27 protein-coding genes and 1 tRNA gene are annotated in these 25,453 nt (G+C 64.1%); 14 read left to right on the top strand and 14 right to left on the bottom strand.

What is annotated here, in order from left to right:
- Positions 1-30: 30 nt before the first annotated feature.
- The 3 genes from KIH45_RS13255 to KIH45_RS13245 all read left to right on the top strand — a co-directional run bounded on the left by KIH45_RS13255 (position 31) and on the right by KIH45_RS13245 (position 3,657).
- Positions 31-2,694 (top strand): TonB-dependent receptor, encoded by a 2,664-nt coding sequence (locus KIH45_RS13255; RefSeq protein ID WP_213176521.1) that lies wholly within the window; start codon positions 31-33, stop codon positions 2,692-2,694.
- A gap of 117 nt (positions 2,695-2,811) precedes the next feature.
- Positions 2,812-3,222, top strand: coding sequence for a DUF805 domain-containing protein (locus KIH45_RS13250; protein ID WP_213176520.1), 411 nt, complete (start codon positions 2,812-2,814; stop codon positions 3,220-3,222).
- A 36-nt stretch (positions 3,223-3,258) separates the two neighbouring features.
- Positions 3,259-3,657 (top strand): DUF805 domain-containing protein, encoded by a 399-nt coding sequence (locus KIH45_RS13245; RefSeq protein WP_213176519.1) that lies wholly within the window; start codon positions 3,259-3,261, stop codon positions 3,655-3,657.
- Positions 3,658-3,660: 3 nt separating this feature from the next.
- Here the strand turns inward: KIH45_RS13245 and KIH45_RS13240 are convergent, their stop codons facing one another.
- Both KIH45_RS13240 and KIH45_RS13235 read right to left on the bottom strand, forming a co-directional pair.
- Positions 3,661-6,189: an ABC transporter permease gene (locus tag KIH45_RS13240; protein ID WP_213176518.1), complete on the bottom strand. Its 2,529-nt coding sequence runs from the start codon at positions 6,187-6,189 to the stop codon at positions 3,661-3,663.
- On the bottom strand, positions 6,186-6,893 hold the full coding sequence (locus KIH45_RS13235) for an ABC transporter ATP-binding protein (protein ID WP_213176517.1): 708 nt from the start codon (positions 6,891-6,893) through the stop codon (positions 6,186-6,188). The genes KIH45_RS13240 and KIH45_RS13235 overlap by 4 nt, the downstream gene beginning before the upstream one ends.
- Before the next feature lie 52 nt (positions 6,894-6,945).
- Between KIH45_RS13235 and KIH45_RS13230 the strand changes: the two genes are divergently transcribed.
- Positions 6,946-7,611 carry an arylesterase gene (locus KIH45_RS13230; protein ID WP_213176516.1) on the top strand — a complete coding sequence of 222 codons (666 nt, stop codon included), beginning with the start codon at positions 6,946-6,948 and terminating at the stop codon, positions 7,609-7,611.
- Here the strand turns inward: KIH45_RS13230 and recF are convergent.
- Complete coding sequence (gene recF / locus KIH45_RS13225) at positions 7,608-8,687, bottom strand: DNA replication/repair protein RecF (protein ID WP_213176515.1); 1,080 nt, start codon at positions 8,685-8,687, stop codon at positions 7,608-7,610. The genes KIH45_RS13230 and recF overlap by 4 nt on opposite strands.
- Before the next feature lie 3 nt (positions 8,688-8,690).
- Positions 8,691-9,041: a hypothetical protein gene (locus KIH45_RS13220; protein WP_213176514.1), complete on the bottom strand. Its 351-nt coding sequence runs from the start codon at positions 9,039-9,041 to the stop codon at positions 8,691-8,693.
- Between the two features lie 6 nt (positions 9,042-9,047).
- On the opposite strand from KIH45_RS13220, the gene KIH45_RS13215 reads away from it, so the two are divergent.
- Positions 9,048-9,257, top strand: a complete 210-nt coding sequence (locus tag KIH45_RS13215; RefSeq protein WP_213176513.1) for a PspC domain-containing protein — start codon at positions 9,048-9,050, stop codon at positions 9,255-9,257.
- Positions 9,258-9,277: 20 nt separating this feature from the next.
- Here KIH45_RS13215 and KIH45_RS13210 read toward each other — a convergent pair whose 3' ends face one another.
- Complete coding sequence (locus tag KIH45_RS13210; RefSeq protein ID WP_337925489.1) at positions 9,278-10,027, bottom strand: queuosine precursor transporter; 750 nt, start codon at positions 10,025-10,027, stop codon at positions 9,278-9,280.
- 58 nt (positions 10,028-10,085) lie between these two features.
- Here KIH45_RS13210 and KIH45_RS13205 point away from each other — a divergent pair.
- Positions 10,086-10,162 (top strand) — tRNA-Arg (locus KIH45_RS13205).
- A 62-nt stretch (positions 10,163-10,224) separates the two neighbouring features.
- Here the strand turns inward: KIH45_RS13205 and KIH45_RS13200 are convergent.
- The 4 genes from KIH45_RS13200 to bufA2 all read right to left on the bottom strand — a co-directional run bounded on the left by KIH45_RS13200 (position 10,225) and on the right by bufA2 (position 12,542).
- On the bottom strand, positions 10,225-10,479 hold the full coding sequence (locus tag KIH45_RS13200; protein WP_213176512.1) for a hypothetical protein: 255 nt from the start codon (positions 10,477-10,479) through the stop codon (positions 10,225-10,227).
- Between the two features lie 75 nt (positions 10,480-10,554).
- A complete protein-coding gene (locus KIH45_RS13195; protein ID WP_213176511.1) occupies positions 10,555-11,331 on the bottom strand; it encodes an HvfC/BufC N-terminal domain-containing protein in 777 nt (258 codons plus the stop codon).
- Positions 11,328-12,164: an MNIO family bufferin maturase gene (gene bufB, locus KIH45_RS13190; RefSeq protein WP_213176510.1), complete on the bottom strand. Its 837-nt coding sequence runs from the start codon at positions 12,162-12,164 to the stop codon at positions 11,328-11,330. Before bufB ends, KIH45_RS13195 begins: the two co-directional genes overlap by 4 nt.
- 93 nt (positions 12,165-12,257) lie before the next feature.
- On the bottom strand, positions 12,258-12,542 hold the full coding sequence (gene bufA2, locus KIH45_RS13185; RefSeq protein ID WP_213176509.1) for a BufA2 family periplasmic bufferin-type metallophore: 285 nt from the start codon (positions 12,540-12,542) through the stop codon (positions 12,258-12,260).
- Between the two features lie 196 nt (positions 12,543-12,738).
- Between bufA2 and KIH45_RS13180 the strand changes: the two genes are divergently transcribed.
- The 4 genes from KIH45_RS13180 to KIH45_RS13165 are packed head-to-tail and all read left to right on the top strand — an operon-like array spanning position 12,739 to position 14,668.
- Positions 12,739-13,020: a BufA1 family periplasmic bufferin-type metallophore gene (locus KIH45_RS13180; RefSeq protein ID WP_213176508.1), complete on the top strand. Its 282-nt coding sequence runs from the start codon at positions 12,739-12,741 to the stop codon at positions 13,018-13,020.
- A gap of 22 nt (positions 13,021-13,042) precedes the next feature.
- On the top strand, positions 13,043-13,501 hold the full coding sequence (locus KIH45_RS13175; protein ID WP_213176507.1) for a DoxX family protein: 459 nt from the start codon (positions 13,043-13,045) through the stop codon (positions 13,499-13,501).
- A complete protein-coding gene (locus tag KIH45_RS13170) occupies positions 13,498-14,028 on the top strand; it encodes a sigma-70 family RNA polymerase sigma factor (protein ID WP_213176506.1) in 531 nt (176 codons plus the stop codon). Before KIH45_RS13175 ends, KIH45_RS13170 begins: the two co-directional genes overlap by 4 nt.
- 1 nt (position 14,029) lies before the next feature.
- The gene (locus KIH45_RS13165) at positions 14,030-14,668 is read left to right on the top strand and encodes an NrsF family protein (protein ID WP_213176505.1); all 639 of its coding nucleotides are present in this window, start codon (positions 14,030-14,032) and stop codon (positions 14,666-14,668) included.
- On the opposite strand, the gene KIH45_RS13160 is transcribed toward KIH45_RS13165, so the two are convergent.
- The 4 genes from KIH45_RS13160 to KIH45_RS13145 all read right to left on the bottom strand — a co-directional run bounded on the left by KIH45_RS13160 (position 14,669) and on the right by KIH45_RS13145 (position 20,712).
- Positions 14,669-15,472: a S1/P1 nuclease gene (locus KIH45_RS13160; RefSeq protein ID WP_213176504.1), complete on the bottom strand. Its 804-nt coding sequence runs from the start codon at positions 15,470-15,472 to the stop codon at positions 14,669-14,671. It abuts the gene before it with no gap.
- 128 nt (positions 15,473-15,600) lie between these two features.
- Entirely contained in the window at positions 15,601-18,105 is a 2,505-nt protein-coding gene (locus KIH45_RS13155) for a TonB-dependent receptor (RefSeq protein WP_213176503.1), read from the bottom strand.
- A gap of 303 nt (positions 18,106-18,408) precedes the next feature.
- Complete coding sequence (locus KIH45_RS13150) at positions 18,409-19,335, bottom strand: isopenicillin N synthase family dioxygenase (protein WP_213176502.1); 927 nt, start codon at positions 19,333-19,335, stop codon at positions 18,409-18,411.
- A gap of 57 nt (positions 19,336-19,392) precedes the next feature.
- Positions 19,393-20,712 carry a NupC/NupG family nucleoside CNT transporter gene (locus tag KIH45_RS13145; RefSeq protein WP_213176501.1) on the bottom strand — a complete coding sequence of 440 codons (1,320 nt, stop codon included), beginning with the start codon at positions 20,710-20,712 and terminating at the stop codon, positions 19,393-19,395.
- 168 nt (positions 20,713-20,880) lie between these two features.
- Between KIH45_RS13145 and KIH45_RS13140 the strand changes: the two genes are divergently transcribed.
- Entirely contained in the window at positions 20,881-21,486 is a 606-nt protein-coding gene (locus KIH45_RS13140; protein ID WP_213176500.1) for an exopolysaccharide biosynthesis protein, read from the top strand.
- A gap of 16 nt (positions 21,487-21,502) precedes the next feature.
- Here KIH45_RS13140 and queF read toward each other — a convergent pair whose 3' ends face one another.
- Complete coding sequence (queF, locus tag KIH45_RS13135; protein ID WP_213176499.1) at positions 21,503-21,964, bottom strand: preQ(1) synthase; 462 nt, start codon at positions 21,962-21,964, stop codon at positions 21,503-21,505.
- A gap of 98 nt (positions 21,965-22,062) precedes the next feature.
- On the opposite strand from queF, the gene KIH45_RS13130 reads away from it, so the two are divergent.
- From KIH45_RS13130 to KIH45_RS13120, 3 genes are read left to right on the top strand one after another with little or no spacing between them, the layout of a single operon-like run.
- On the top strand, positions 22,063-22,893 hold the full coding sequence (locus tag KIH45_RS13130; protein WP_213176498.1) for a sulfurtransferase: 831 nt from the start codon (positions 22,063-22,065) through the stop codon (positions 22,891-22,893).
- The gene (metC, locus tag KIH45_RS13125) at positions 22,893-24,122 is read left to right on the top strand and encodes a cystathionine beta-lyase (protein WP_213176497.1); all 1,230 of its coding nucleotides are present in this window, start codon (positions 22,893-22,895) and stop codon (positions 24,120-24,122) included. Before KIH45_RS13130 ends, metC begins: the two co-directional genes overlap by 1 nt.
- Positions 24,119-25,210 (top strand): mechanosensitive ion channel family protein, encoded by a 1,092-nt coding sequence (locus KIH45_RS13120; protein WP_213176496.1) that lies wholly within the window; start codon positions 24,119-24,121, stop codon positions 25,208-25,210. The genes metC and KIH45_RS13120 overlap by 4 nt, the downstream gene beginning before the upstream one ends.
- The last annotated feature ends 243 nt before the right edge of the window (positions 25,211-25,453 follow it).

The raw sequence follows: 25,453 nt of genomic DNA, 5'->3' as shown, positions 1-25,453 counted from the left end.
CGGCTGGTTGAGAGAAGAGGATAATTGCCGATGAAACCGATTCGGAACGGCCGTTTCGCCGTTCGTACCGCTTTGTCGTCCACTTCCGCCCTGGTCGCATTCGTCGCCGCCCCCGCCCTGGCACAAGATGCCACGGACGAGGTCGAGTACGCCGAGCCGGCCACCGACTATGCGGAACCGACGAGCGACAGCAACACCATTATCGTGACCGCCACGAAGCGCGAACAGACGCTTCAGGACGTGCCGGTCGCCGTCACCGTGACGACCGAAGAGGATATTGAGCGCGCCGAAATCCGCGATCTCAAGGACCTTACCAGCATCGCGCCTTCGCTGAAGGTGACGCAGCTTCAGTCGAGCGCGAACACCAACTTCATCATCCGCGGCTTCGGCAACGGCGCGAACAACGCCGGTATCGAACCGTCGGTCGGCGTCTTCGTCGACGGCGTGTATCGCTCGCGCTCGGCCGCGCGCATCAACGACCTGCCCGACCTGCAGCGCATCGAAGTACTGCGCGGTCCGCAGTCGACGCTGTTCGGAAAGAACGCCAGCGCCGGCGTCATCTCGGTCGTGACGGCAGAGCCGCGCTTTACTTTCGGCGGTGAAGCCGAAGTAAGCTACGGCAATTACGACGCGATCGTCGCCAAGGCCAACATCTACGGCCCGCTGACCGACACGATCGCTGCCTCCATCGGCGGCGGCATCAACAAGCGTGACGGTTACGTCACCGACCTCGGCACCGGCGGCAAGACGAACGAGCGTGATCGCTGGTTCACCCGCGGCCAGCTGCTTTACGAACCGGGCGGCATCTTCAAGGTCCGCCTGATCGGCGACTATGAAAAGACGGACGAGAACTGCTGCGCCAACGTGCTGCTGCAGGAAGGTCCGATCGGCGCTGCCATCACCGCGCCTGCCCCGTTCGGCCTTGGTGCCGGCAATTCGGACCCGAACGATCCGTTCGCGGACGTCATCTACTCGAACTTCCCGAGCTCGAACGACATCGAGAACTGGGGCTTCTCGGGCCAGATGGACTTCGGCTTCGGCCCGTTCAAGCTGACCTCGATCACTGCCTATCGCGGTGTCGATGCGATCACCAACCAGGACTCCGACTTCACCGGCGCAGACCTGATCAGCCGCAACTTCCAGGACCTTTCGATCCGCACGTTCACGCAGGAATTCCGCGCGAACGCCTCGATCGGTCCGGTCGACCTGCTGCTGGGCGCGTTCTACTTCGATGAATCCATCGACCAGGTGAACCAGCTCTACTACGGCGACGACCTGCGCCAGTTTGCGAACATCGGCATTTCCGGTCTTAGCGGCGGTGCCTTCAACGTTCCGAGCCTGGAACAGTTCTTCGGCCAGTTGGCCGGTGCACCGGGCGCGTTCGACAACCAGTTCTTCATCGGCGGCCGCGGCCTCGACGAAGCCTACACGCTCGACAACGAGGCGCTGAGCCTGTTCGGGCAGATGGACTTCTACGTCACCGATCGCCTGACGCTGACGGCTGGCATCAACTACACGAAGGACAAGAAGAAGTTCTCGACCAACGTGGTCAGCTCGGACGTCTTCTCCTCGCTCGATCTCGACGCGTTCGTGACGGGCGCGACGCAGGCCGGCATCAGCCAGACCATCGGCGGCATCCTGGGCGTTCCGGGCGGTTTCGCCACGGCCGACCAGATCGCGGCCTTCGCAGGTAGCCAGCCTGCGCTGTACCAGCAGATCGCCACGGGCGCCGCTGCTGCGGCCGCGCCGATCGGCAACCTGGCTGCGCTTCAGTACCTGCCGCCGTTCCTCAACGTTCCGAACTCGGTCGAGAGCGGGAAGCTGAGCGACGACGACATCTCGTACACGCTACGTCTGGCCTATGACGTGACCGACAGCCTCAACGCCTACATCTCGTACGCGACGGGCTACAAGGCACCTTCGGTCAACCTGTCGCGCGACAGCCGCCCGGCGTTTGCCGACCAGGCCGCGATCGAGGCAGCGGGTCTCGACTTCCCGACGCAGACCTACGGCAGCCGCTTTGCCGATGCAGAGGATTCCAAAGTCCTCGAACTCGGCCTGAAGGGCGACTTCGGTCCGGCGAACTTCACGTTCGCTGCGTTCAAGCAGTCGATCACCGGCTTCCAGTCGAACATCTTCACCGGCACCGGCTTCTTCCTTGCCAACGCAGGCAAGCAGGAAGCCATCGGTTTCGAATTCGACGGCTCGGTCCGCCCGGTCGACGCCCTGCTGCTGCGCATGGCGGTGACCTACCTCGACAGCGAGTACAAGGACTTCCCGCTCTCGGGCGTGGGCGATCTTTCGGGTACGGCCGTGGCCGGTGTTCCGGCGATCTCGGCGACGTGGTCGGCGCAGTACACGCATGAATTCGGCAACGGCGATGCGATTATCGCGCGCGGCGATTACCACCACGAATCGTCGGTGCAGATCGTCGAAGGCCTGCCCGGGTTCATCGAATTCGGCCAGGACGCCGCAATTGGTGCGGCTGCGCAGTTCCAGCGCGAAGTGAACGAAGTGAACGCCTCGCTCACTTACGCGATGCAGAACGGCCTGCAGCTGTCGGTCTGGGGCCGCAACCTCACGAACGACCGCTACCTGCTGTCGATCTTCGACACGCCGATCCAGCCGTTGAGCATTTCGGGTTATCCGAACCAGCCGCGCACTTACGGCGTGACGGCACGTTACAAGTTCTGAGCCGCTTGAAAGCTCAGGGAGGGAAAGGGGCTGCACCGCAAGGTGCGGCCCCTTTTGCTTTTCGGTAAAGTTCAGGCAATAAGTCGTTCAAGGGACTTACAGACAGGGGGTTTTTTCATGGAATGGATGCTGATGCCGTATCGGCGCTACTTCGAGTTTTCGGGCCGTTCGCGGCGCAAGGAATACTGGATGTTCGCGCTGTTCAACTTCCTCGTCTATCTCGCCTTCATGTTCCTGATCATGGCGGTCGGCGGCACGATGGAATACGGCGAGCAACCTGAAATGGGCCCGCTTGCATCGGTCGCGATGATCGCGATGTTCGTCTGGGCGATCGCCACGATCATTCCGTCTCTCGCCGTCACGTTTCGCAGGCTTCACGACACCGATCACTCGGCATGGTGGATCCTGATCGGTTTCGTGCCCATCATTGGCGGACTGGTCTTGCTCTACTTCTACCTGATCGAGGGAACACGCGGCCCGAACCGCTTCGGCCCCGATCCGAAGGAAGGCGAAGCCCGCGGCGTCTAAGGCGCATCACGAAAACGACAACCGGGGGGATTGTCGATGAATCTGATCCTTGCGCCATATCGGCGCTATTTCGAGATTGCGGGACGGTCCAGCCGTACCGAGTACTGGGGCTTCATGGCCCTGATACTCGTGCTCTGGGCCATAACCGTCCTGCTGGGTTATGCCTTCGGCGGAAGGCTGGAGGACGGCGCACTCGTCGGCGGCAGCGCGATGGTCGATGTCGTGAACATGGCCTACACGCTCTTCGTCATAGGGTCGTTTATCCCGTCATTCACGGTTTCCGTCAGGCGCCTGCACGATGCCGGTCATTCCGGCTTCTGGCTGCTGATGTACTTCATCCCGCTGATCGGCGCGCTATTCATGCTCTACATGATGCTGAAGACCGGCGACCTCGGCTCCAATGCCTATGGCCCCGATCCGCGCGTCTCGTTCTGATCGCTAAAGGCTCCTGAGCGCGCGGGCAGGCCGCGCGCTCAGGACCGGCAGCGACGCCGCCACTGCGGCCAGCACGACCAGCAGGACGCCTCCACCCAGTACGGCAAGGACAATCGGCAGATCGGGTTCGTAAGGGAACTCGAACAGCTTGGTCATGACGAGCCAGCCGGTCCCAAGTCCGATACCGAGGCCAATCGCACCAAGCACGGCGGCAAGGATCAGGTATCGCGTCAGCAGCGCGCCCAGCAGTTGCCCCTGGCTCGCCCCGAGTACGCGCAGGACAACCGTGTCGTAAGTCTCCCGCGCCCGCGCCGCGGCGATCGCGCCCAACAGGACGGCAAGCCCTGCCAAAACCGCGACACTGGCAGCAGCAAGAATGGCAACGGCAAGGCTGGACAGGATCTCCCGAGCCTCGGCCAATACGCCGCCGATCTCGATCACCGAAGTCGTCGGGAATGCGCGGACAAGCGCGCCCAGCAGAGGGCCTCCGTCGGTGCCTTCGGTCAGAATGACCGAGGCCGAGAGGTTGTGCGGCGCATCGTCGATCGCACCGGGCGCAAAGACGAGGACGTAGTTGAAGCCCATGTCGTCCCACTCGATCCGGCGGAACGAGGCGATGGTCGCCTCGCGCTCCACACCCAGCAACCCGATGGCAAGCTTGTCACCGATCTCAAGGTCGAGCGCATTGGCGAATTCCTCATCCACCGAAACAAGCGGCTCGCCGTCGTAGTCGGCAGGCCACCACTCGCCCTCACTGACGACATTGCCTGCGGGAAGTTCACCCGAATAGGTCAGCCCGCGCTCTCCGCGTAGCGCCCACGCCCCTTCGGGTATCTCCTCAAGGTCGGACACACGCGTCATCGCGCCTTCGGGGCCGTAAGCGAGGATCGCTCCGCGCAAGGCAGGCACGGTGCGCACTTGCGAGCCCGGAGCCTCGCTCTCGACGATCTGGCGGAACGAACCTTCGGCATCGCGCGGCAGGTCGAGCACGAAATAGTCCGGCGCCTTGTCGGGTACGGTGCCCGCGATATAGGCATCGAGGCTGGTCTGGATCGCGGCAATCGCGGCAAAGGCCGACAGCCCGAAACCAAGCGCGGTGACGAGCGCGATGGTCGGCGAACCGGGCCGGTCCAGCGCTGCAAGCCCCATGCGGACAGCCAACGACCCGCGAGAGCGCGGCACGCGCGAGACAAGCTTGCGAATAACGAGGCCCAGCAGTGCCAGAAGCGCCAGAACGACCGCCGCCCCGCCAAGAAAGCCTGCCGTCAGGAACGGCTCATGCGCCGTCAGCAGCGCAAGCGCGACGATGGCAACCAGCCCTGCCGCGACCGGCTTTGCAGCCTTGCGCCAAAGCCCCGCAGGCAGCGTCACCCGCGACCGCAGCAGCGCCATCGCGGTAATAGAGCGCGAGGCAAGCAGCGGCGGCGCGGCGAATACAAACGCGACCAGCAACCCGAAAAGCGCCGCTCGCAAAAGCGCCAGAGGATCCAGCACGAAACCGGTCTCCACGGGCAGCAGCCCTTCCAGCAACGCCGACAGAGCCGGCACGGCCAGAACACCAACCACCAGCCCCGCGCCGATACCGATCAGCGCGGCGGCAAGGACCTGCAAGGCATGGATGCGCAGCACGTCATCCGACGTCGCGCCCAGCACTTTCAAAGTTGCGACAGTGCCCCGCCGCGTTTCCAGCCACGACGACACCGCGCCTGCAATCCCGATGCCTGCGATGACCAGCGCCGCCAGCCCGACTAGCCCGAGAAACTGGCCCATGTTCGCCATCAGCCGGTCGGCCCCCGGCGAAGCCCTGTCCCGCGTCCGCGTCGCCCAGCCCGCGTCGGGGAACTGCGCTTCGAATGCGTCAGCCGCTTCCTGCGGGTCGGCTCCGGCGGGTAAGGCCACGCGGTATTTCGCGCGCATCATCGAGCCGAACTGGACCAGCCCGCTCTTCTCCATCGTGGCTTGCGAGATCAGCACCGGCGCGCCGAGCGCGAAGCCTTCGGACAATCTGTCCGGTTCGCGCGCGATAACTCCCGCGATCCGCACGTTCTCCTCACCCAGCTTGATCGTATCGCCAACCTCGACGTCGAGCCGGTCAAGCACGCCGCCATCGACCCAGGCCGCGCCATCGGGAGGAGCCGCAGCATCCTCGCTGCCTTCGATCTCCAGCGCGCCGTAAAGCGGCCAGGCATCGTCGACAGACTTCAACTGTATCGGTGAGACGTTGCCGTTCGCCGCGCTCGCCATAGCCTGCAGGCGGATGCCGCCCGACACCGGCCCGATGGCTTCCAACGCCGCGCGTTCATCCTCGCTCGCCTCGCGGGCGTAGATCGCGAACTCGACGTCGCCGCCAAGGATCTCGCGCCCGCGGTCGGATAGTTCGCCCCGGATCGCCGATTCCAGTGTGCCGATCGCGGCCAGCGCGCCTGCGCCCAGAAACAGGCAGATGACGAGCAGGCGCAGCCCGCGGAAACGCCACGAGAAATCGCGCTTCGCCAGCCGGAAGGCGAGCGCCCAGCGTCCCTCGCCGCTCATCCGTTCAGGCTGTCCGAAACGATGCGTCCGTCGGCGAGCTCGAGCACCCGCTCACACTTTTCGGCAAGCGACGGGTCGTGCGTGATGAGGAACAGCGTCGCCCCCGTCTCTGCACGTCTGCCGAACAGCAGGTCGATGACCTGTGCGCCGGTTGCGCTGTCGAGATTGCCGGTGGGTTCGTCGGCAAACAGCAGCGGCGGGCGCGGAGCCAGCGCACGGGCAATCGCCACGCGCTGCTGCTCACCGCCCGAAAGCTGCATGGGATAGTGATCGAGCCGGTGCCCAAGGCCGACCGCCTCAAGCTCTGCCCGTGCGCGCGCAAAAGCATCGCCCTCGCCCGCCAGTTCCAGCGGTGTCGCCACGTTCTCGGTCGCCGTCATTGTCGGCAGCAGGTGAAAGGCCTGAAGCACGATGCCAATCCGCCCCCGCCGCGCGCGGGCCAGCGCGTCTTCCGAAAGGCCGGAGAAATCCTCTCCCGCCACGTCCAGCCTGCCGCTGCTGGCGCGTTCCAGACCCGAGAGCACTGCCATCAGCGAGGACTTGCCCGAACCCGACGGGCCGAGCAGCGCCACGGTCTGCCCTTCCGGCACGATCAAATCGATGCCTTTCAGGATCGGCACAGGGCTGCCCGTGTTCCCCAGTTCGAGGGTCAGGCTTTCGGCGTGGATTGCAGGGCGGGCGGCAACGTCAGGGGGGCTTTGCATGGAACGCCCAAGATTGGCATGGATGGGGCAAGCTGCAAGGAATTTGATCGAAATGCGTAAGTTGATCGCGGCAATCGCCGCACTCGCCCTCTCGGCCTGCGGACAGGCAGAGGGTAACAAGGCCGATGGCGGCACGGCAGAAGTCGATGCGCCGGTCGGCCAGCCGACGATGGTCCTTGCCTTCGGGGACAGCCTTTTCGCCGGCTACAACCTCCCCCGTTCGGCGGCCTATCCGGCACAGCTGGAACAGGCCTTGCGCCAACGCGGGATGAACGTGCGGGTGCAGAACGCGGGTGTTTCAGGGGACACGACGTCGGCCGGTCGGCAGCGGCTGTCTTTCGTGCTGGATTCCATGACAGTGAAGCCGGACGTGGCGCTTGTCGAACTGGGCGCGAACGACATGCTGCGGGGGCTTCCGCCTGCTCAGGCGCGACAGAACCTCGACGCGATCATGGCAGAACTGGACCGGCGCGACATCGACATCGTCGTCATGGGCATGAAGGCCGCGCCGAACCTTGGCGGCGACTACGCTGGCGAGTTCAACGCTATCTTCCCCGACCTTGCCGACAAATACGATGCCGAGATCGTGCCCTTCTTCATCGAGCCGCTGATCTTCAACCGATCGCTGGTGCAATCCGACCAGATCCACCCGACAGCGGACGGGGTGAAGGCGATGGTCGAGGAGTCCGTCGATACGATCGAGGACGCGCTGGACTAAAGCGGTTCGGCAAAGCCCGCCGTGACCCGCCACGCCGCGGGGCGTTCGGGCAGACTGGCGAAAGGTTCGGTCTCCGTCCCAGTCATCCAGACTTGCGCTCCGGTCGCGGCGAGCCGCTCGTAAAGCACTGCGCGGCGCACCGGATCGAGGTGCGCTGCAACTTCGTCCAGCAGCAGGATCAGCGGGCGCGACCCTGCGGCCAGTTCGGCATGGGCCAGCGTGATCGCGATCAGCATCGCCTTCTGCTCACCGGTCGAACATTCCGCCGCAGGACGTCCGGTGCCCGCCATCGTGACCGACAGGTCATCGCGGTGCGGCCCTGCCAACGTGCGCCCCGCCCCGCGATCCGCGCCGCGACCATTGCGCCAAAGCTCCGCCAGTTCGCCCGCATCAACGGGTGCCGCCGGATCAACGCTCAGATCGGGCCGCGCGAAGGGGCCATCGGGCACAGCGGCAATCGCTTCTGCCAGCCGCGCCACGGTTTCGGCGCGGCCTTGCGCGATCATCGCGCCAGCCTCGGCCATTTCCTTTTCCAGCGCGTCGAGCCAACCCGCATCGGGCCGCGCGTCACCGCTCATCAGCCGGTTCCGTTCGCGCAGCGCCTTGTCATAGCGGCTCGAATGGGTCGCGTGGTCGGGGCGAAGCGCCAGTACCATGCGATCGAGGAACCGCCGCCGCGCGCTGGCGCTATCAGTAAACAGCCGGTCCATCGCGGGCGTCAGCCAACCGACCGAGAGCCATTCGGCCAGCCGCGTCGCCGGAAGCGGCGCACCGCTGGCCTGGACAATACGCCGCCCCGGATTGTCCGCGCGAAGGGCCGTGCCGATGCGTACCGGCGTCACCCCGCTGACGAGATCGGCCCCGACCGCAAAGCCGCCATGCGCGCCCTCTCGCGGGATGTCGGAAAGCTGCGCGCGCCTGAGGCCCCGCCCCGGCGCCAGCAGCGACAGCGCCTCGAGCACGTTGGTCTTGCCTGCGCCATTCGGTCCGATGAGCAGGTTGAAACGCCCCGCCCCCTCAAGCCGGGTGGCGGCGTGATTCCTGAAGTCTGCAAGGCGGATACGGTCCAGCGCCATCGCCTATGCGCTTAGGGTCGGGCCGCTTGCAGGAAAAGCGGGAAATAGCGAAACCAAACATTGGTGGAATTTCCCAATTCGCGGTTTTGTGAACAGCCGTTCATTTTCTGCAATGCGATTAAATGTATGATTTTTATACATTTTCAAAACTGGCACGGTTGCTGCAATGTATCTGGCATGAACGGCACGACGCCGCTTCAACAACCAGACAAGGGGAATTAAAATGATGAACTTCTCGCAGATCTCTTCGAACGTGACCGCCGGTCTCGCCGCTCTCGCCGTTTCGCTCTTCGCGATTTCCGCAACGGTTTCGCCGGTCGATTTCGCCGCTCCCACCGCTGTTGCTTCGGACATGCGCGCATGAGCAACCTGACCAATCCCAACGGAGGTTCGCCGCGCAAGTTTCACCTCGACAAGAGGCGCGGCAAGTTGATGGGCGTGTGCGCCGGCATCGCCGAATACTTCGGCATCGACGTCACGCTCGTCCGCATCCTGGTGGTCGTGGGCACGCTGGCCGGCTTCGGCTCGCTGATCCTCGTCTACCTGCTTATCGGGCTGATCGCGGACTAACCCTCCGCGATCACGCTCCCTCAATCGACTTTCGCAAAGGGCGAGAAGTCTGTGTCTGTATCGTAGACATCGACCCCTTCCCGCCGTTTCAGCCATCCCACGACGACATAAGTGACAGGGGTCAGCAAAGCCTCCCAGCTCACTTTCAGCACCCACTGGGTCACCGCGACCCAGAAGACCTGCTCTCCGGTCCAGCCCATCGTGCCAAGGAACGCCAGCGGATAGAAAATTGCGCTGTCGACGCCCTGGCCCACGACGGTCGACCCGATCGTCCTGCTCCACAGCGCCTTGCCCTTGGTCCAGATCTTCATCCGGGCAAGGACGTAGGAATTGACGAACTCACCCGCCCAGAACGCGATGATCGAGGCACCGGCAATGCGCCAGGCCTGTCCGAACACGTTTTCGTAGTCCGACTGGAACGGCCAGCCGTCCGCTGGCGGCAGTGCCACGACGACTTCGGCCATCACCACCATGAAGATCAGCGCACCGAATCCTGCCCAGATACAGCGGCGGGCATGGGCATAGCCGTAAACCTCGGTCAGCACGTCGCCGATAACGTAGGAAATCGGAAAGAACAGCACGCCCGCGCCGAAATACCATTCGCCCAGCACCGGCAATTCGACGACCGAGCGTTTCGAGGCGCCGATGATATTCGAGAGCAGCAGGACGGTGACGAAAGCCGCCATCACGAAATCGAAATACCGGAACAGCCGGTGCCCGGCCGCCTTGCCCTCGACCCGCGCGGGCCCTGTCGTATGTTCGCTATCCACGCATCAGGGCCTATCGCGATTTGCGCCCCGCGAAAAGCACGCTATTTGCAACCCCCACGCGCCCTTAGCTCAGCTGGATAGAGCACGGGACTTCTAATCCTGAGGCCGCAGGTTCGACTCCTGCAGGGCGCGCCACTTCCCGCCCGCTGGCGAAAAGCGCAGCGGTCGGGTCATGGTTTTCAAGTTTTGGCGCGTTGCTATCCGCGGCAGGCCTGTCCGGGATGGAAGTCATCGCCCGGCATGATAAAGCCAAAGATGTTCCAGAATGTCTTGAAGGTCTGGACAAGGCCCATCGGGTCCCACGGCGTGTCGTTGAGGCCTGAATAGGCGCATTCGGAGGAAGCATGGCTTGCCCCTTGTGCCGGACCGCCATTGCCGTTGATCTCGCCCGCCATGGCTGGTGTCGCCATGATGAGGACTGCTGCTGCCAGCGCTGTTATTGCCTTACGCATCTCGAACTCCCCACGTTCGGATAACGCGACCCTGTCGGGCATTATCCGCCCCGAATATGGCGAAGCTGGGGCGGGCTAGGATACCGCTGCGATCCAGCCCTCTTTGAGCCAGCGGGCCAGCAAGCCGCCAGCCCCTGCGATCGCGGCTTCTTCGCCGGCCACGTGGACGAGTGCCTCGCACATCGCGCCGTACGTCGCGCCATCGGTCATCTGCGTCAGGGCAGCGAGTTCCAGTTGTCCGACCGTCAGAAACGCGGGCGTGCGGTCTTCGCGACAGACGACGGCGCCCATCGCGGGCTCGACGGTGGGTGCGCTTCGTGCCGCAGCCAGGTCACCGCCCTCGCCCAGCATCGGCCAGAGCGCGGACCACTCTCGCGTTACGGTGCGCACGGCGAAACCGGGCACGAAGGACAGGCGCATCGCGTGCCAGTCCTCGTCTGCGAACCGGGCGGTGGCCTGCGCGAAACCGGCGGCGTCGAGAGGTGTGCCCTCAGCCGCCACGAGCGCCTGCCCCATCGCCCATTCGATCCACGCGCATTCGGCAACGTCGGGGTCGGCGGAGAACAGGGCGGCGAGCGTGACGTCGAACCCTCGGCCCGCATCGTCGATGGTCCAGCTCGATGGCGGCTCCTCTATCAGGTGATGGATCGCCGCGGTCGTGAACGCATCCTCGCCGACGAGGCGGCGCGTGCGGGGAAAGGCATTTTCGAGCACTTCGACCAGCCGCGTGCGATAGGCGTTGCGATAGATCGCAAAACCGCGCTCCTCGCGTTCGGACCATGCCACGGGCAAAGCGGCCTCGTCGCAGCGGAGCGCGTCGAGGAAACGGTCCTGAAATGCGGCGAGCGTCATGCTGCTATCGCCCTGCGGCGGCGCTCCACCACCTCGCGCGCGATGTCGAGTTCCGCGAGCAGTTCGGGCAGCGGCGGAATGGCGTCGTCACGCTCGATCATTAGCGCAATGGGCCCCAGCCTTGGCGCGACGTCCGAAAGCAGGGACCAGACGCCGTCGCAAACTTCCCGGTCATGCGTGTCGATCAGGATCTCGCCCGGCATATGCCCGGCGAGGTGGACCTGCCGCACCCGCTCCAGCGGCAAGGCATCGAGATATCGTGCGGGCGCAAAGCCGTGGTTGTGCGCGCTGACGAAGACGTTGTTCAGGTCGAGGAGGAGATAGCAGCCGGTGCGGCGCACGACTTCGGCCAGGAAATCCCACTCGGCAAATTCGTCCTCGGGGAAAGTCATGTAGCTCGACGGGTTTTCGAGCAGGATCCGGCGGCGCAACTTGTCCTGCGTTCGCTGGACATTGGCGCAGACGACATCCAGCGCCTCCGCCGTCATCGGCAGGGGCAGGAGATCGTGGCTGTTGTGCGCGCTCGACCGGGTCCAGCACAAATGGTCGGAAACCCACAGCGGCTCGACCCTGTCGACCAGCGCTGAAAGGCGGTCGAGATAGGCCATGTCCAGCCCGTGGGCCGAACCGGGCGAGAGCGAGACGCCGTGCATCACGACTTCGTGTCTCTCCCGCACCGCGTCTAGAACGTCGAGCGGGCGGCCACCGTCGACCATGAAATTTTCCGAGATCACTTCGACGAAATCGACCGGCACGTCGTTGTCGAGAAAATCGCGGTAGTGCGGTTGGCGCAGGCCGAGGCCATAGCCGCCGAAAGGTTCGATGGTGGTCATGGGTGGTGCGCCTCCTGAAGAAAAACGAAGCGGCCCGGCGGATGGGGGACGGGAGACCGGGCCGCTTCGGGGCATTTGATCAGCGGTTGGGGATCAGCCCAGATCGCCGATCGTGCCGCCCTTGGTGAGGCACTGGCCCGCGCTCATCGCCTTGAAGCCGTGGCCCTTGCAGGCGTTCATGCCCTTGCATTCGTGCGCGGTGGTCTTGCAGTCGGCCGTGCCCTTGCACGAATTGACGCCGTAGCAATGCACGGTGTCCTCGCTGCCCAGTGCCTTGCCGGTGCTGCCTTCGGGCGGCGTGGCGGCAAAGGCGGCGGTTACCGACAGGGCGAGGCTGGCTGCGGCTGCGGCGATGGCGGTCTTGTTGGATAGAGACATCTGGATAGCTCCCGAATTGGATGTGGCCTGCAACGGGCAGGCATGGGTCCATTCGGGGAGCCGGCTGGGCCGGTTACACGCACCTGAAATTTCGCAGGCTATTCGGGCCGCTGTAACCGCAGCGGGAGGCGGGACGAATGGCCCTCACGAGGTCCCGCATGTCGCGGATGGCCCTAGCTGAAGGAAACATCGTCCCATGACCAATCGCCCGCTTGCCGCGCTTGCCGGTGCCGCGCTGACCGGCGCCATCGCCGCCAGCCTTGCCGCCCCCGCCACTGCCGCCGAACCGAAAATGGAAAAGTGCTATGGTGTCGCCAAGGCAGGCCAGAACGACTGCGCCGCAGGGCCGGGCACGAGCTGTGCCGGAACGTCGACCCGCGACTGGCAGGGCAATGCGTGGAAGCTGGTCGAGAAAGGCACCTGCACCGCAATCAAGACGCCCAAGGGCATGGGCTCGCTGACGCCCGTGAAGCGCTGAACCGGCGAAGGGGGCAAAGGCGATGCGGATGATTGCAAGCCACTGGCATGATGCGACCCGCCTGCTCGGCTCGCGCTGGGTGGAAGGCGTTGCGCTGCTGTTCGCGCGCGTCGCGCTCGCCGGCGTGTTCTGGCGATCGGGGCGAAGCAAGGTGGTGGAAGGCACGTGGCTGCAAGTCAGCGACGCGACCCGCTACTTGTTCGAATACGAATATTCGTCCGTCCCCCTGCCCCCCGCCTTTGCCGCGCAGATGGCGACGCTGGCCGAGTTCTTCCTGCCGGTCCTGATCGTTCTGGGCCTTGCCACGCGGCTGTCGGCGCTGGCGCTCTTGGGCATGACGCTGGTGATCCAGATCTTCGTCTATCCCGAAGCGTGGTGGACGGTGCACGTGATCTGGGCCGCGCTCGCGCTGGTGCTTGTCTCGCGCGGGGCAGGACTGTTTTCCCTCGACGCGCCGCTCGCGCTATGGTCGCGCCCGTGACGGGGGACGAGGCCACTCTGGCGCGGTTGATGCGTGCGGCCCAGACGGGCGACAAGCGGGCCTATGCGGCCTTGCTGGAGGAAGTCGCGCGCTGGCTGCGCCGCTATTTTCGCAGGCGCATCGCGCCCGAACGCATCGACGATCTCGTGCAGGACGTGCTCGTCTCGCTCCACACCAAGCGCGCGACATATGATCCTGCGCGCGCGTTCTTTCCGTGGCTGGCGGCGATCGCGCGCTATCGCTGGCTGGACCACTTGCGCGCCGACTATCGCGGCCGCACGTCCGAACTGCACGAGGACAGCGCAGCCGAAGAAAGCGACGAGGATGTGGTGATCGCGCGCGTCAGCCTCGACCGCCTGTTCGAACAGCTTGCCCCCGCGCAGGCCGAAGTGATCGAACTGGTGCGGATCGAAGGGTGCTCGATCGCCGAGGCATCCGAAAGGACCGGACAGAGCCAGTCGCTGGTCAAAGTGAACATACATCGCGGGCTGAAAAAGCTGTCCGCGCTCGTCGAGAAGGCAAATTGAGATGAATACCCCCGACATGCGATCGCTGATCGACGAACTTGCCGAAGACAGCGCGCCTGTCCAACCGATGCGAAAGGGCCGCGGGCTCGCTCAGGCGCTGGCGGCCTTCGTCGTTACCGTCGCCGTCGTGCTTGTCCTGCTGGGCGCGCGGTCGGGACTGATGGAGGGCGAGTTTTCGGCCTTTTTCGTCGTCACGAACCTGCTGCTCCTGCTGCTCGGCATCGCCTGCACGCTCGCCGTCGTCGCGATGGCCTCGCCGCGCGTGGGGGCAGAGCATGACGGGCCGCGCTGGGCGATGGTGATGGCCGCCGTCATTCCCGTGGCAGGCGTCGCCGCAGTGGCCGGGCACGCGGGGCCAGTGCCCTATCACTGGGACGAGCCGCTTTGCGTGTTGTTCGGGCTGATCGCCGCGATGATCGCGGGTTCGGTGCAGTTCCGTTGGCTGAAGCGCGGCGCGCCGGTATCGCCGGAACGCGCCGGACTGATGCTTGGCACGGGCGCGGGCGCGCTGGGCACGGTGGCCTATGGCCTGTCGTGCCCGTTCAACTCGGTCATCCACCTGGGCCTATGGCACGCCGCGCCAGTGATCGTCGCGGCGCTGGTCGGGCGCTTCGTCCTCGCCCGATACATGCGCTGGTAGTTATTCGGCAGCTTCGCCCGCGAAGACCCAGTCGAGATAGGCGGCAAGGCGGATCCCGCCCTGCGAGAGGCGGTGTTCGGCAACCGGACGCCACTTCCACTGGTAGAAATAGCCGATCGAGGGCGTTTCGCCTTCGGGATAGATCTGGTCGCGCAGTTCGATGCTTTCGGCCATCCACGTCTCGGGGCGGGCATCCCACCACACGATCCTGTCCTGATCGGTCATGTGCGCTTCCAGCCGGTCCGAATATTCGGTGAAGGAGAGGCCGTTGCCTTCCAGCAGCGCCGTATCCCAGACCGAGTGCAGGTTGGTATCGTCCCCAAACCACTTCAGCTTGAACTGGTTGCCGCCGCGATCGGTGCCGTTGCCGTTGTGCAGCGGTTGGTGAAGATCGCCGACGATGTGGACGATAAAGCGCAGGGCCAGCGCCTTGTCCTCACGCGAAGCTTTGGGATCGCGCAGCGTCGCGGTGAATTTCCGGAGCGCGGTGTAGGCATCGCCTTCCTCCGGCGCACCGACGTCGTGATAGTGCTCGCCAGCAGGCACCGTTACCCAGTGCCAGGGATAGGACGTCTTCTGCCAGTACTCGGACGGATCGGACTTCTGCTCGTCCGGGTAAGTCGCGCCTTCGGCCAGCGTTTCGCCATGGCCAAGGATGAGCGCGATGTGCGCCGCAGTCCGCCCGTCGATATTGTCTGCCGCGATCTGGCCGACGATGCGGTGGCCAAGCTGGCCCCATGCATGGGCGGTCGTGGGCAGGGAAAGGGCGAGGCCGATTGCGGCGAGAATCATGGGCTTGCGCATGGATGATGCTCCTAACTTTCGCACGCGCCGTGCGCAAACACGAAGGCGGCGACATCCCGGTGGAATGCCGCCGCCCCATTACTTCTTGCAGACCGGGCCCCGATGCGTCGAGGCCCGCCCCTCTTCGATTAGTAGCCGATGATCAGCGAGATGCTGCCGGCGCGCGGTGCGCCGATCTGGGCAAAGCCGAAGTCATCCAGCGAACCACCGAAGTAGCCGATGTAGTATTCATCGAACAGGTTGGTGATGTTCAGCTGAACCGCAACGTCACCACCGGTCGGGAATTCGGCGATCGTGTAACGAGCGTCGAGGTCGACCAGCGTGTATGCCGGGGTGCGGGCTTCGTTGAGGTCGTTGACCCAGCGCTTGCCGGTACGCTTCGCCTGGGCACCCAGTTCGAAGTCGCCGAACGCGATCTGGCCGCGTGCACCGAACGAGTAGTTCGGAGCGCCCGATTCGGTGTTGCCACCGGTTGCCAGCACACCGTCGTCAGTGACGATGTCGTCCTTGATCTCCGATTCGTTGAGCGAGCCGAAGACATAGAGCAGCGTGTTGCTGGTCGGACGGAAAGCGATCGAGGCGTCGACGCCGTACTTATCGACACGGCCGAGGTTACGATAGACGTACGCACCTTCGCCGTTGTTCGCATTCGGGTCGAACGCGGTGGCGAGACGGTTGTTGTAGCGGGTGTACCAGCCAGCAACCTGCGCGGTGATCTTGCCCTGCTGGAAGCGGAAGCCGAGATCGAAGCTGTCGGTCGTTTCCGGAACCGGACGCGCGAAGTCGTCGTCGGCCAGGTAGAGCGAGTCGTACAGCGGGTCCGTGCCGGGGACCGAGAGGCCCTTGGCGTAGTTACCGAAGACCGACGCGCTGTCGACGAACTCGAACGTGAAGCCGAGGTTCGGGAGCAGCTTGTCGTACTTGTAGGTACGCGACTGCGGGAGGGCGTAGTCCGGGTTCAGCGCTTCGTATTCGCTGAGGTCCTGACCCGGGTTCGGACAGTCGACGAAGCCGTTGATCGAGGTCGTGTAGCAATTCTGGTTCAGCTCGCGCTTGAAGAACGGCGCACGCAGACCGAGGACCGTGGTCAGACGATCTTCGAGGAAGCGGCCACGATATTCACCCGAAACCTGGTGAAGGATCGCGTACGACAGACGGTCACGCTTGTTCACTTCCAGGCCGTTCACGTCGAGCAGCGGGTTGTCGATCGCGAACACGTCGCTGATCTCGCCGTTGCCCTTCATGTAGGTGATCTGACCGGTCTGGCGGTGACGTGCACGGTCCCAGGTGTAGGCCAGACGCACGCGGTGTTCGGGCGCCAGGTCGTAGATCAGGTTCGCGACGACGCCGTAACGGTTCGTGCGGGTCTGGCTGGGGTCGTTACCGGCGATTTCGTCGTCCATGTCGCCGTCGCCGTTGAGGTCACGGCCGAAGTAGTAACCGCCGTTGAACGCACCGGTCAGGCCGGTCGTGCCGCCCCAGGGGGTGAAGAACGATTCACGAAGATCGTCGGGGCCGCCACCGTTTGCCTTAACATACTGGTAGCTCGGGTCGAACGTGAACACGAGGCCGTCGGCCAGCGTAAAGCGCGACGAACCGCGGATGTTGCCCGTGTCCGACGGGTTGTAACGGCGGTAGAATGCAGCGCCGCAACCGTTGCGGTCGTCATAGTCGACGCTGTCGCCCGGCGAACCGGTTGCATCGCCGCTTTCGACGGCAAGAACGTCGGTCCCGACCGAGCACGGATAGACACCCGAACCTTCGTAAACGTTGAAACGGTCAGCCTTGGTGAAGGTGCCGTCGTAGTAGCCGAGCAGATCGCTCAGGCTTTCCGAACCGGCGAAGTTGTTGCGGTTCTGGTTCCAGTGACCGGCAACCGACACGAAGTCGCCGTTGTCGCCCAGGTCCTGGAAGATGCGGCCGTTGAGCTGCGTCTTGTTGACGCGGCCATACGGATTGTAGGGCACGCCATAGGTGGTGTAGCTGGCCGAACCGAAAGCCTTCAGGCCCGAACCGGTGATGTCGCCGGTGTCGAACATGAAGAAGCCGCGGGTGTAGAGGCTGTCCGAGAAGTCGTTCTTGGCCAGCACGTCACCGAAGGTCATCGTCGCCATGATCGCCATGTCGTCACCCGGTTCGCGGGTACGGATGTTGATCGTGCCGCCTGAAGCCGATGCGGTCGGGCTGTCGACGTCGGTCGTGCCGAGGTTGACGTTGACCGATTCCAGCACTTCGGAGTCGACCTGCTGGTTGGTGTAGAGCGCGTAGTTGCCCGAATCGTTCAGCGGCAGGCCGTCGAGGGTCTGCGAAACGCGGTCGGCGCCGAAGCCGCGAACGGTAAAGCCACCGCCCGACGAACCCCAGGGGTCGTTGTTCTGGAAGCTGACGCCCGGGACGAGGTTGACGATGTCGTTGACAGTCTGGCCGGGGCGCTGGCGACGGATGACTTCCTGCTCGAGGACCTGCTTGGCCTTCGGGGTATCCGGAATTTCGACGCCGCCGACGTTGTCGACGCGGAAGCCGGTGACGATGATTTCGTCCTCGAAGTCGACAGAGCCGGTCGACTGGGCATGGGCAGTGGCCGGGATCGCAACAGCGATCAGCGCAGCACTGCGAAGCAGCATGGTCTTCATTGGAGAGAGTCCCTGAATTGTGATTCGATCCCGACGGTAATTTCCCTCGGACGAGGGCCGCTTAGAAGCGCGATGCGTCGTTATTTTTTCCGTTTCGCGACTGCAATGTGACATCACGCGAAAAGGCCCTCGCCCCGTCGCCGCAACGCAGCACGAAATGCCTGTTTAGAGGCCGAAAACCGCCGTTTTCCTACGGTTTGCAGCCGGTGTTGCTGCAATGCCACATAAACCAGCTATTTTGATTTCAACAGAAACCTAAGGTGCGACAGACCGTGCTTGGCAAGCTGCAAGCCGAATCACCTGTCACATCAAGCCGATTTCCTTGAGGCGGATTGCCAGGAAATCGTGTGCCGTCAGCGAGTCCGGATACTGGTCCGGATGCTCTTCATCGATGCACGAAGGCAGCGTCTCGATCAGGAAGTCGGGACGGAAGTGCAGGAAGAACGGCATCGAATAGCGGGAGTGCTGCGCACGCTCGCCCTCGGGGTTGCGGACCTGGTGGATGGTGGAGCGCAGCTTGTCATTCGTCAGGCGGCTGAGCATGTCGCCGATGTTGACCGCCAGCGCACCCTTGGGCGGCTGGACCGGGATCCATTCGCCCTGCTTCGACAGCAGCTCAAGGCCCGCTTCCTCTGCGCCCAGCAGCAGCGTGATCGTGTTGATGTCGCCGTGGGGCGCTGCACGCACCGCGCCGTCCGCATTCTCGATCGGCGGGTAGTGCAGCAGGCGCATGACCGAATTGCCCTTCTCTACCGTGGCATCGAACCAGTTGGGATCGAGCCCAAGGTGGACGGCAAGCGCGGACAGGATCTTGGCGCCGGCCTTCTCGAACTCGGCGAAGAGCGTCTCGAACGTCTCGCGGAAATCCTCGACTTCCTTGGGCCAGACGTTCGGTGCCATGTAATCGGCCAGCGGATCGCCTTCGGGCAGGGTGCGCCCGATGTGCCAGAATTCCTTGAGGTCCTTCTTGTCGTAGCCCTTGGCCACTTCGGTCTTGAACGGCGTATAACCGCGCGCACCGCCGCCGCCGGCGATGAAGTAGGACCGCTTCACGTCTTCGGGAAGCGCGAAGAAGGCGCGCGAAAGCTCTTCCGCCTTGGCGATCAGGTCCTGATCGATGCCGTGATCCTGCACCACGGCAAAGCCATATTCGCCGAAGCTTGCGCCTAGCTTGTCGGCAAGATCCTCGATCGGGTCGGTCAGCGAGACGGCGGCAATCGGGCTGGTCATGGGTATTACCTGTCGATTCGTATCAGTTGAAACTATTGCCCGCCCTTAGCCAGCGCCTCAGGCGAGGAAAAGCCCCGCAAGAGCCGCGCTCATCAGGTTGGCGAGCGAACCGGCGGCAAGCGCGCGAAGGCCCAGCTTTGCAACGACCGGGCGCTGGTTTGGTGCCAGCCCGCCGATCACCGCGATCTGGATGGCGATCGAGGAAAAGTTGGAGAAGCCGCAAAGCGAGAAGGTCGCGATGGCGCGCGCCCGCGGGCTGAGCGCCGATGCGTCGAGCGCGCCGAGGTCGATGAAAGCGACGAATTCGTTGAGCACGATCTTGGTGCCGAACAGCCCGCCCGCGATCTGCGCCTCCTGCCACGGAATACCCAGCAGGAACATGACCGGCGAGAATATCCAGCCGAGGATCGCCTGGAACGTCAGCCCTTCGAGACCGACGAGTTCGCCCGCACCCGAAAGCAGGCCATTGGCCAGCGCCACGAGCGCGACGAAGGACAGCACCATCGCGCCGACGGCAACGGCGATCTTCACGCCCGTTTGCGCGCCTTGGGCTGCTGCCATCAGGATGTTCGCGGGTTTTTCCTCGTCGTCATGCGCGTCGGGAACGTCGTCGCTCTGCTTCCCGCCTTCGGGCATCAGGGCAGCAGGACCCTCACCACTACGCCGGCCTTCGGGAAGGTCCAGCTCGCCTTCGGCGGCGGCACCCGGTTCGTCCGTGTCGGGCATGATGATCTTGGCCATCAGGATGCCGCCCGGCGCGCTCATGAAGGCAGCGGCCAGCAAAAACGGCAGGTATTCCTCCCCCAGCAGCGAGGCATAGGCGGCAAGAATCGTACCCGCGACACCGGCCATGCCCACGCACATCATCGTGAACAGGCGGCTGGGAGCGAGCCCTGCGAGATAGGGACGCACGACCAGCGGGCTTTCCGACTGGCCAACGAAGATGTTGGCCGCCGCTGCCAGCGATTCGACGCGGCTGATGCCCGTAATCCACGCAATCGCACCGCCGACCCAGCGGATCACGAACTGCATTATGCCGAGGTAATAGAGCACGGAGACAAGGCTGGCGAAGAAAATGATGACCGTCAGCGCCGCAATGGCAAAGCTGTTGCCGCCGATTTCCGGGCTGGCCAGCGGGCCGAAGATGAACTTCGTGCCCTCTCCGGCATAGCCCAGCAGGTTCGACACGCCCCGGCTCATCGCGCCGATCGTGGCAACACCCCACGGCGTGCGCAGGACGAGCAGCGCCATCAGCGCCTGAAGCGCAAAGGCGGCCCCAACGACGCGCAGGCGGATACGGCGGCGGGCCGTGGAAAGGGCAAAGGCAATGCCAAGGATGACGGCAATGCCGGCAAGGCTGATGAGCTGACTGGGCATGTGAAGGAGAGTGTTCCCGCGAAGTAATTGGTCGCGGGCGAAACCTTTAGACACAAGTTTGCCGCGATGCAAAGCGGGTGTGACCGCCGATGCCCGGCACCAGATCGCCAGTTGCGCGTTATCAGGCGAAGACGGGGCGATCGGTGCCCTTGGCGGCAGGGGATTACGATGGCGAAGAACCCGCACAGCGTGTGCGAGATTCTGGATTGCCTCGACGAGGTGGCGGAACAGAACGACGAGGTCTCGATCGGCGACGTGCTCGATGCGATTGGGAGCCGTAGCTACGGCCCCTTCATCCTGGTGCCCGCCCTGATCGTTGTGACACCCATCGGCGGAATACCCGGCGTCCCGACATTCTTTTCAGCCGTCATCGCATTGATCGCGGTGCAGATCCTGTTCGGGCGCGATCACATCTGGTTGCCCGGCTTCGTGAAGCGCCGTTCCGTCAGCGCCGAAAAGGTCGAGAAGTCGAGCGAGAAATTGCGCAAGATCGCAGGCTTCCTCGACAAGTGGTTCCATGGCCGGCTGGAAGTGCTGACCAAGGGTATCCCGGTGAAGATCGCCGCCCTGCTGATCATCGGGCTGTGCGTCCTGACCCCGCCGCTTGAATTACTGCCATTCGCGGCGGCAGGTCCGATGCTGGCCATAGCCGCGTTTGGCCTTGCCCTCATGGTGCGCGACGGCCTGCTGATGCTGGTCGCAATCGGGCTCAGCCTTGCCGCGTTCGGCATAGGGTTTTCGATGATGGGCGGCGAGGAAAGCTCAGGCGGCTAGCCCTTCCCCCGAATGATCAGCCCCGTCCGCGATAGGACGCGACGCCCTGATCGGGCACCCACAACCCTTCGGGCGGTGTGCCGGTCTGCCAGAAGACGTCGATGGGAATGCCGCCGCGCGGATACCAGTATCCGCCGATGCGCAGCCAGACGGGCTTCATCTCGTCAGCCAGCCGCTGGCCGATACCCACGGTCACGTCCTCGTGGAAACCGCAGTGGTTGCGGAACGAGCCGAGGAACAGTTTCAGCGACTTCGATTCCACGATCGTTTCGCCCGGCGCATAGTCGATCACGATATGCGCGAAATCGGGCTGGCCGGTCACGGGGCACAGCGAAGTGAATTCAGGCGCAGCAAAGCGCGTGAGATAGAGCGAGCCGACACGCGGGTTCGGCACGTAATCCAGCACGGCCTCATCCGGCGAGGCGGGAAGTGCGCTGGTCTGCCCCAGATGGAGCGGGGAAAGCTGTTCGTCTGACATGGGATGCGCCTTTCGCACGCGGGGGCAATTCGCTCAAGCGCCTTGGCAAGGGGCGGGGGCGAAGGCTAACCCCGATGCAGACCTGGAGATTGCCCGCGATGAACATGCTCGTTTCGACCCAGTGGCTTGCCGATCACCTCGACGAAGTCGTGCTGCTCGACGCGAGCTATCACCTGTCCGACACGGGCCGCGATGCGAAGGCGGAATATGCCGCGGGGCACATCCCCGGTGCGCGCTTCGTGGGCTTCGGCACGATTGCCGATCCCGACAGCCCGCTCGACAACACGGTGCCCAAGGCGGATGCGTTCGCCGCGCGTATGGGCGAACTGGGCGTTGGCGATAACAGCACGGTCGTAATCTACGATGACAGTGCGCTGCATTCCGCGGCGCGGTTGTGGTTCCTGTTCCGCATGTTCGGTAAGGATGTCCACGTGCTCGACGGGGGGCTGGCGAAGTGGAAGGCGGAAGGGCGCGCCGAGACGCAGGACGTGCCCTCCCCCGCGCCAGCGACATTCACGCCCAGCGCCGATGACAGCCTGCTGCGCGACAAGGCGGCCATGCTCGCCAACGTCGAAAGCCGGGCCGAACAGGTCGTCGACGCACGCGGCGCAGCGCGCTTTACGGGCGAGGCAGAGGAAATCCGCGCAGGCCAACCGACGGGCCACATTCCCGGTGCGCGCAACCTGCCTATCGGGATGCTCTACGAAGAGGACGGCACGATGAAGGACGCCGCCGCGATCGAGGGCGAGTTTATCGGCGCGGGGCTGGACCTGTCGCAACCCATCGTCACTTCGTGCGGGTCTGGCGTAACCGCGGCGGTGCTGTCGCTGGGGCTTGCGCGGCTCGACAAAGCCAGCGCACTTTATGACGGCAGCTGGAGCGAGTGGGCGTCCGACCCCGCCACCCCCAAGGCCACGGGCGCGGCCTGATGGCGAAAGGCGATGGCAAGGACCTGAAGACCGGCACGAAGGTCGTCACCGCCGGTCGGCGCGCGGAGTGGACCGGCATTCCCGGCCAACCGGCGAGCGTGGTCAATCCCGCCGTCTGGCGCGCCAGCACGCATCTTTACGAAGACAGCGCCGCGCTGGCCGAAGGTCCGAAGACGAACGAGGACGGCAAGTTCTTCTATGGCCGTCGCGGATCGCCGACGCAGTGGTCGCTGTGTGAAGCACTCACCGCGCTCGAACCCGGCGCGCATGGGACGGTGCTTTATCCGTCCGGCGTTGCCGCGATTGCAGGCGCGCTGCTGTCGGTCGTGAGGCCGGGCGACACGCTGCTCGTCACCGACAACGCCTATGACCCGACGCGCAACATGGGTATGGGCTTGCTCAAGACCTTCGGCGTCACGACGAAGTTCTTCGACCCGCTCGATATCGATACTTTCCGCGCGCTGATCGCCGACGGCGCGCAAGCGTTGTTCCTCGAAGCACCGGGCAGCCTCTCGTTCGAGGTCTGCGACATTCCCACGCTTGTCGCCATCGCCAAGGAGGCAGGCGCGTGGGTGCTGATCGACAATACCTGGCCGGGGCCGACAGGGCTGCACGCGATCGAGCTTGGCTGCGACGGGACGGTCAATGCGCTGACCAAGCATGTCGGTGGCCATTCCGACCTGATGATGGGCGCGGCGACCGGGACCGAACGGCTTTACCGCCGCCTGCGCCGCACTGCGCAGCAGCTGGGGCAAGTCGTCTCGCCAGACGACGCTGCGCTCGCCTTGCGCGGCCTGCGCACGCTGGAAGTCCGGCTGCAGCGCGAAAGCGAAAGCGCGCTCGCCATCGCGCAGTGGCTGTCCCATCGGCCCGAGGTCGAGGCGGTGCTTTGCCCCATGCTCGAAGGCGCGCCGGGGCACGAGCTCTGGAAGCGCGATTTCGTCGGCGGGTGCGGGCTGTTCGGCTTCGTCCTCAAGACCGCCGATCCCGATGCGCGTGCCCGTTTCATCGATGCGCTGGACCTCTTCGGCATCGGCTATTCGTGGGGCGGGTTCGAAAGCCTTACCCTCCCCACCAATCCCGCCAAGGACCGGTCGGTCGCAAGCTGGCCGCCCGCGGGGGTAGACCAGGGCTGCACCTTGGGGGTACGCCTGTCCATCGGCCTTGAAGATCCCGCCGACCTCATCGCGGATCTGGAACAGGCATTCGAGAGGATGGACCGCGCATGACCGTAACCGCCGAAACACCGGCACCTGAAACGACAGAGACCGCAGCCTCTGTCACCGATCAGGTCGCGGCGACGGCGACGCAGGCGGCCGACACGGTCGAGGCGACGGACCCGCTGAAAGGCGCGGACCAGATCAAGGAAGCGGTCGCCGAACAGTCGATGACGATCGCCCAGATCATCGAGCAACTCGACAGTTTCGGCGTGACGGTCGGGGACACGCGTTTCTCGCTCTGGACCGTGCTGGTCGTCGTCCTCGTCATCGCTTTCGTGCTGATCCTTGCCCGCGTTGGCAGCAAGATGGCGCATGCGGCCCTGAAACGCATGACGCGCCTTTCGCCTACGCAAAGCCTGCTGGCCGAAAAGCTGACGACACTGGCCGTCTGGGCCTTTGCGATCCTGATCGGCATCGACCTGCTCGACATCGACCTGACCGCATTTGCCGTTTTCTCCGGCGCGTTCGGCCTTGCCATCGGTTTTGGTCTGCAGAAAACCTTCGGCAACCTGATCGCCGGCATGATCCTGCTGATGGACCGTTCGATCAAGCCGGGCGACGTGATCGCGGTGTCGGACATGGCAGGGAACGAGACGTTCGGCCAGATCCGCAAGATCGGCATACGCGCGATTTCGGTCACCACGCGTGACGAACGTGAATACCTGATCCCGAACGAAAACCTGATGGTGAACCAGGTCGAAAACTGGTCTTATTCCAGCAGGAACGTGCGCATGCAGGTCGCGGTCGGCGTTTCTTATAACTGCGACATAAAGCTTGCTGAAAAGCTGATGCTGGAGGCTGCGAAAAGCTGCAAGCGCGTGCTTGAACTGCCACCGCCCAGCATCTGGCTGTCTGAATATGGCGACAGTTCGGTCAACTTCGTCATTCATTGCTGGATACGCGATCCGGAAGAAGGTGTCGGCAATGTCCGGTCCGAAGTCCTGAAGAAACTTTGGGACCTGTTCCAGGAAAACGACATCGAAATCCCGTTCCCGCAACGCGATATAAACCTGCGCAGCAATGAACAGTTCGAACAGCTTATCTCCGCCATTGCGCAACGACTGGAAGACAACAGCAAGGACAGGGGCAAAGACTAACCCCGATGATCGCTTGACCGCCCTTCAGCGTGGTGCAACCTTCCCCGCGGTTTGAATACCAAGGGGGAATATTCAATGAAATTTACAGTTGTTCTTACTGCCGCTGCCGGCACACTCGCACTTGCCGCCTGCTCCGAACCGGCAGAAACGCCCGCGGAGACTGTCGTAGGCTCAGGACTCGTTGATCACAGCCAGAAGAGCACTGTTGCGGCCAGAGTGAGTGCGGAAAAGAAGACGGTTGGG

Source organism: Croceicoccus gelatinilyticus (genome assembly GCF_018398395.1).
In the GTDB taxonomy this organism is placed as follows: domain Bacteria; phylum Pseudomonadota; class Alphaproteobacteria; order Sphingomonadales; family Sphingomonadaceae; genus Croceicoccus; species Croceicoccus gelatinilyticus.
The sequence above is the reverse complement of the archived record's forward strand: the minus strand, read 5'-3'. Positions and strand labels throughout refer to the sequence as shown.

Coding starts and splice junctions, on each gene's coding strand:
- KIH45_RS13255 (WP_213176521.1), top strand. CDS start 31: ATGAAACCGATTCGGAACGGCCGTTTCGCCGTTCGTACCGCTTTGTCG.
- KIH45_RS13250 (WP_213176520.1), top strand. CDS start 2,812: ATGGAATGGATGCTGATGCCGTATCGGCGCTACTTCGAGTTTTCGGGC.
- KIH45_RS13245 (WP_213176519.1), top strand. CDS start 3,259: ATGAATCTGATCCTTGCGCCATATCGGCGCTATTTCGAGATTGCGGGA.
- KIH45_RS13240 (WP_213176518.1), bottom strand. CDS start 6,189: ATGAGCGGCGAGGGACGCTGGGCGCTCGCCTTCCGGCTGGCGAAGCGC.
- KIH45_RS13235 (WP_213176517.1), bottom strand. CDS start 6,893: ATGCAAAGCCCCCCTGACGTTGCCGCCCGCCCTGCAATCCACGCCGAA.
- KIH45_RS13230 (WP_213176516.1), top strand. CDS start 6,946: ATGCGTAAGTTGATCGCGGCAATCGCCGCACTCGCCCTCTCGGCCTGC.
- recF (WP_213176515.1), bottom strand. CDS start 8,687: ATGGCGCTGGACCGTATCCGCCTTGCAGACTTCAGGAATCACGCCGCC.
- KIH45_RS13220 (WP_213176514.1), bottom strand. CDS start 9,041: ATGTCCGAAGCAACAGCGGTGGGAGCGGCGAAATCGACCGGCGAAACC.
- KIH45_RS13215 (WP_213176513.1), top strand. CDS start 9,048: ATGAGCAACCTGACCAATCCCAACGGAGGTTCGCCGCGCAAGTTTCAC.
- KIH45_RS13200 (WP_213176512.1), bottom strand. CDS start 10,479: ATGCGTAAGGCAATAACAGCGCTGGCAGCAGCAGTCCTCATCATGGCG.
- KIH45_RS13195 (WP_213176511.1), bottom strand. CDS start 11,331: ATGACGCTCGCCGCATTTCAGGACCGTTTCCTCGACGCGCTCCGCTGC.
- bufB (WP_213176510.1), bottom strand. CDS start 12,164: ATGACCACCATCGAACCTTTCGGCGGCTATGGCCTCGGCCTGCGCCAA.
- bufA2 (WP_213176509.1), bottom strand. CDS start 12,542: ATGTCTCTATCCAACAAGACCGCCATCGCCGCAGCCGCAGCCAGCCTC.
- KIH45_RS13180 (WP_213176508.1), top strand. CDS start 12,739: ATGACCAATCGCCCGCTTGCCGCGCTTGCCGGTGCCGCGCTGACCGGC.
- KIH45_RS13175 (WP_213176507.1), top strand. CDS start 13,043: ATGCGGATGATTGCAAGCCACTGGCATGATGCGACCCGCCTGCTCGGC.
- KIH45_RS13165 (WP_213176505.1), top strand. CDS start 14,030: ATGAATACCCCCGACATGCGATCGCTGATCGACGAACTTGCCGAAGAC.
- KIH45_RS13160 (WP_213176504.1), bottom strand. CDS start 15,472: ATGCGCAAGCCCATGATTCTCGCCGCAATCGGCCTCGCCCTTTCCCTG.
- KIH45_RS13155 (WP_213176503.1), bottom strand. CDS start 18,105: ATGAAGACCATGCTGCTTCGCAGTGCTGCGCTGATCGCTGTTGCGATC.
- KIH45_RS13150 (WP_213176502.1), bottom strand. CDS start 19,335: ATGACCAGCCCGATTGCCGCCGTCTCGCTGACCGACCCGATCGAGGAT.
- KIH45_RS13145 (WP_213176501.1), bottom strand. CDS start 20,712: ATGCCCAGTCAGCTCATCAGCCTTGCCGGCATTGCCGTCATCCTTGGC.
- KIH45_RS13140 (WP_213176500.1), top strand. CDS start 20,881: ATGGCGAAGAACCCGCACAGCGTGTGCGAGATTCTGGATTGCCTCGAC.
- queF (WP_213176499.1), bottom strand. CDS start 21,964: ATGTCAGACGAACAGCTTTCCCCGCTCCATCTGGGGCAGACCAGCGCA.
- KIH45_RS13130 (WP_213176498.1), top strand. CDS start 22,063: ATGAACATGCTCGTTTCGACCCAGTGGCTTGCCGATCACCTCGACGAA.
- metC (WP_213176497.1), top strand. CDS start 22,893: ATGGCGAAAGGCGATGGCAAGGACCTGAAGACCGGCACGAAGGTCGTC.
- KIH45_RS13120 (WP_213176496.1), top strand. CDS start 24,119: ATGACCGTAACCGCCGAAACACCGGCACCTGAAACGACAGAGACCGCA.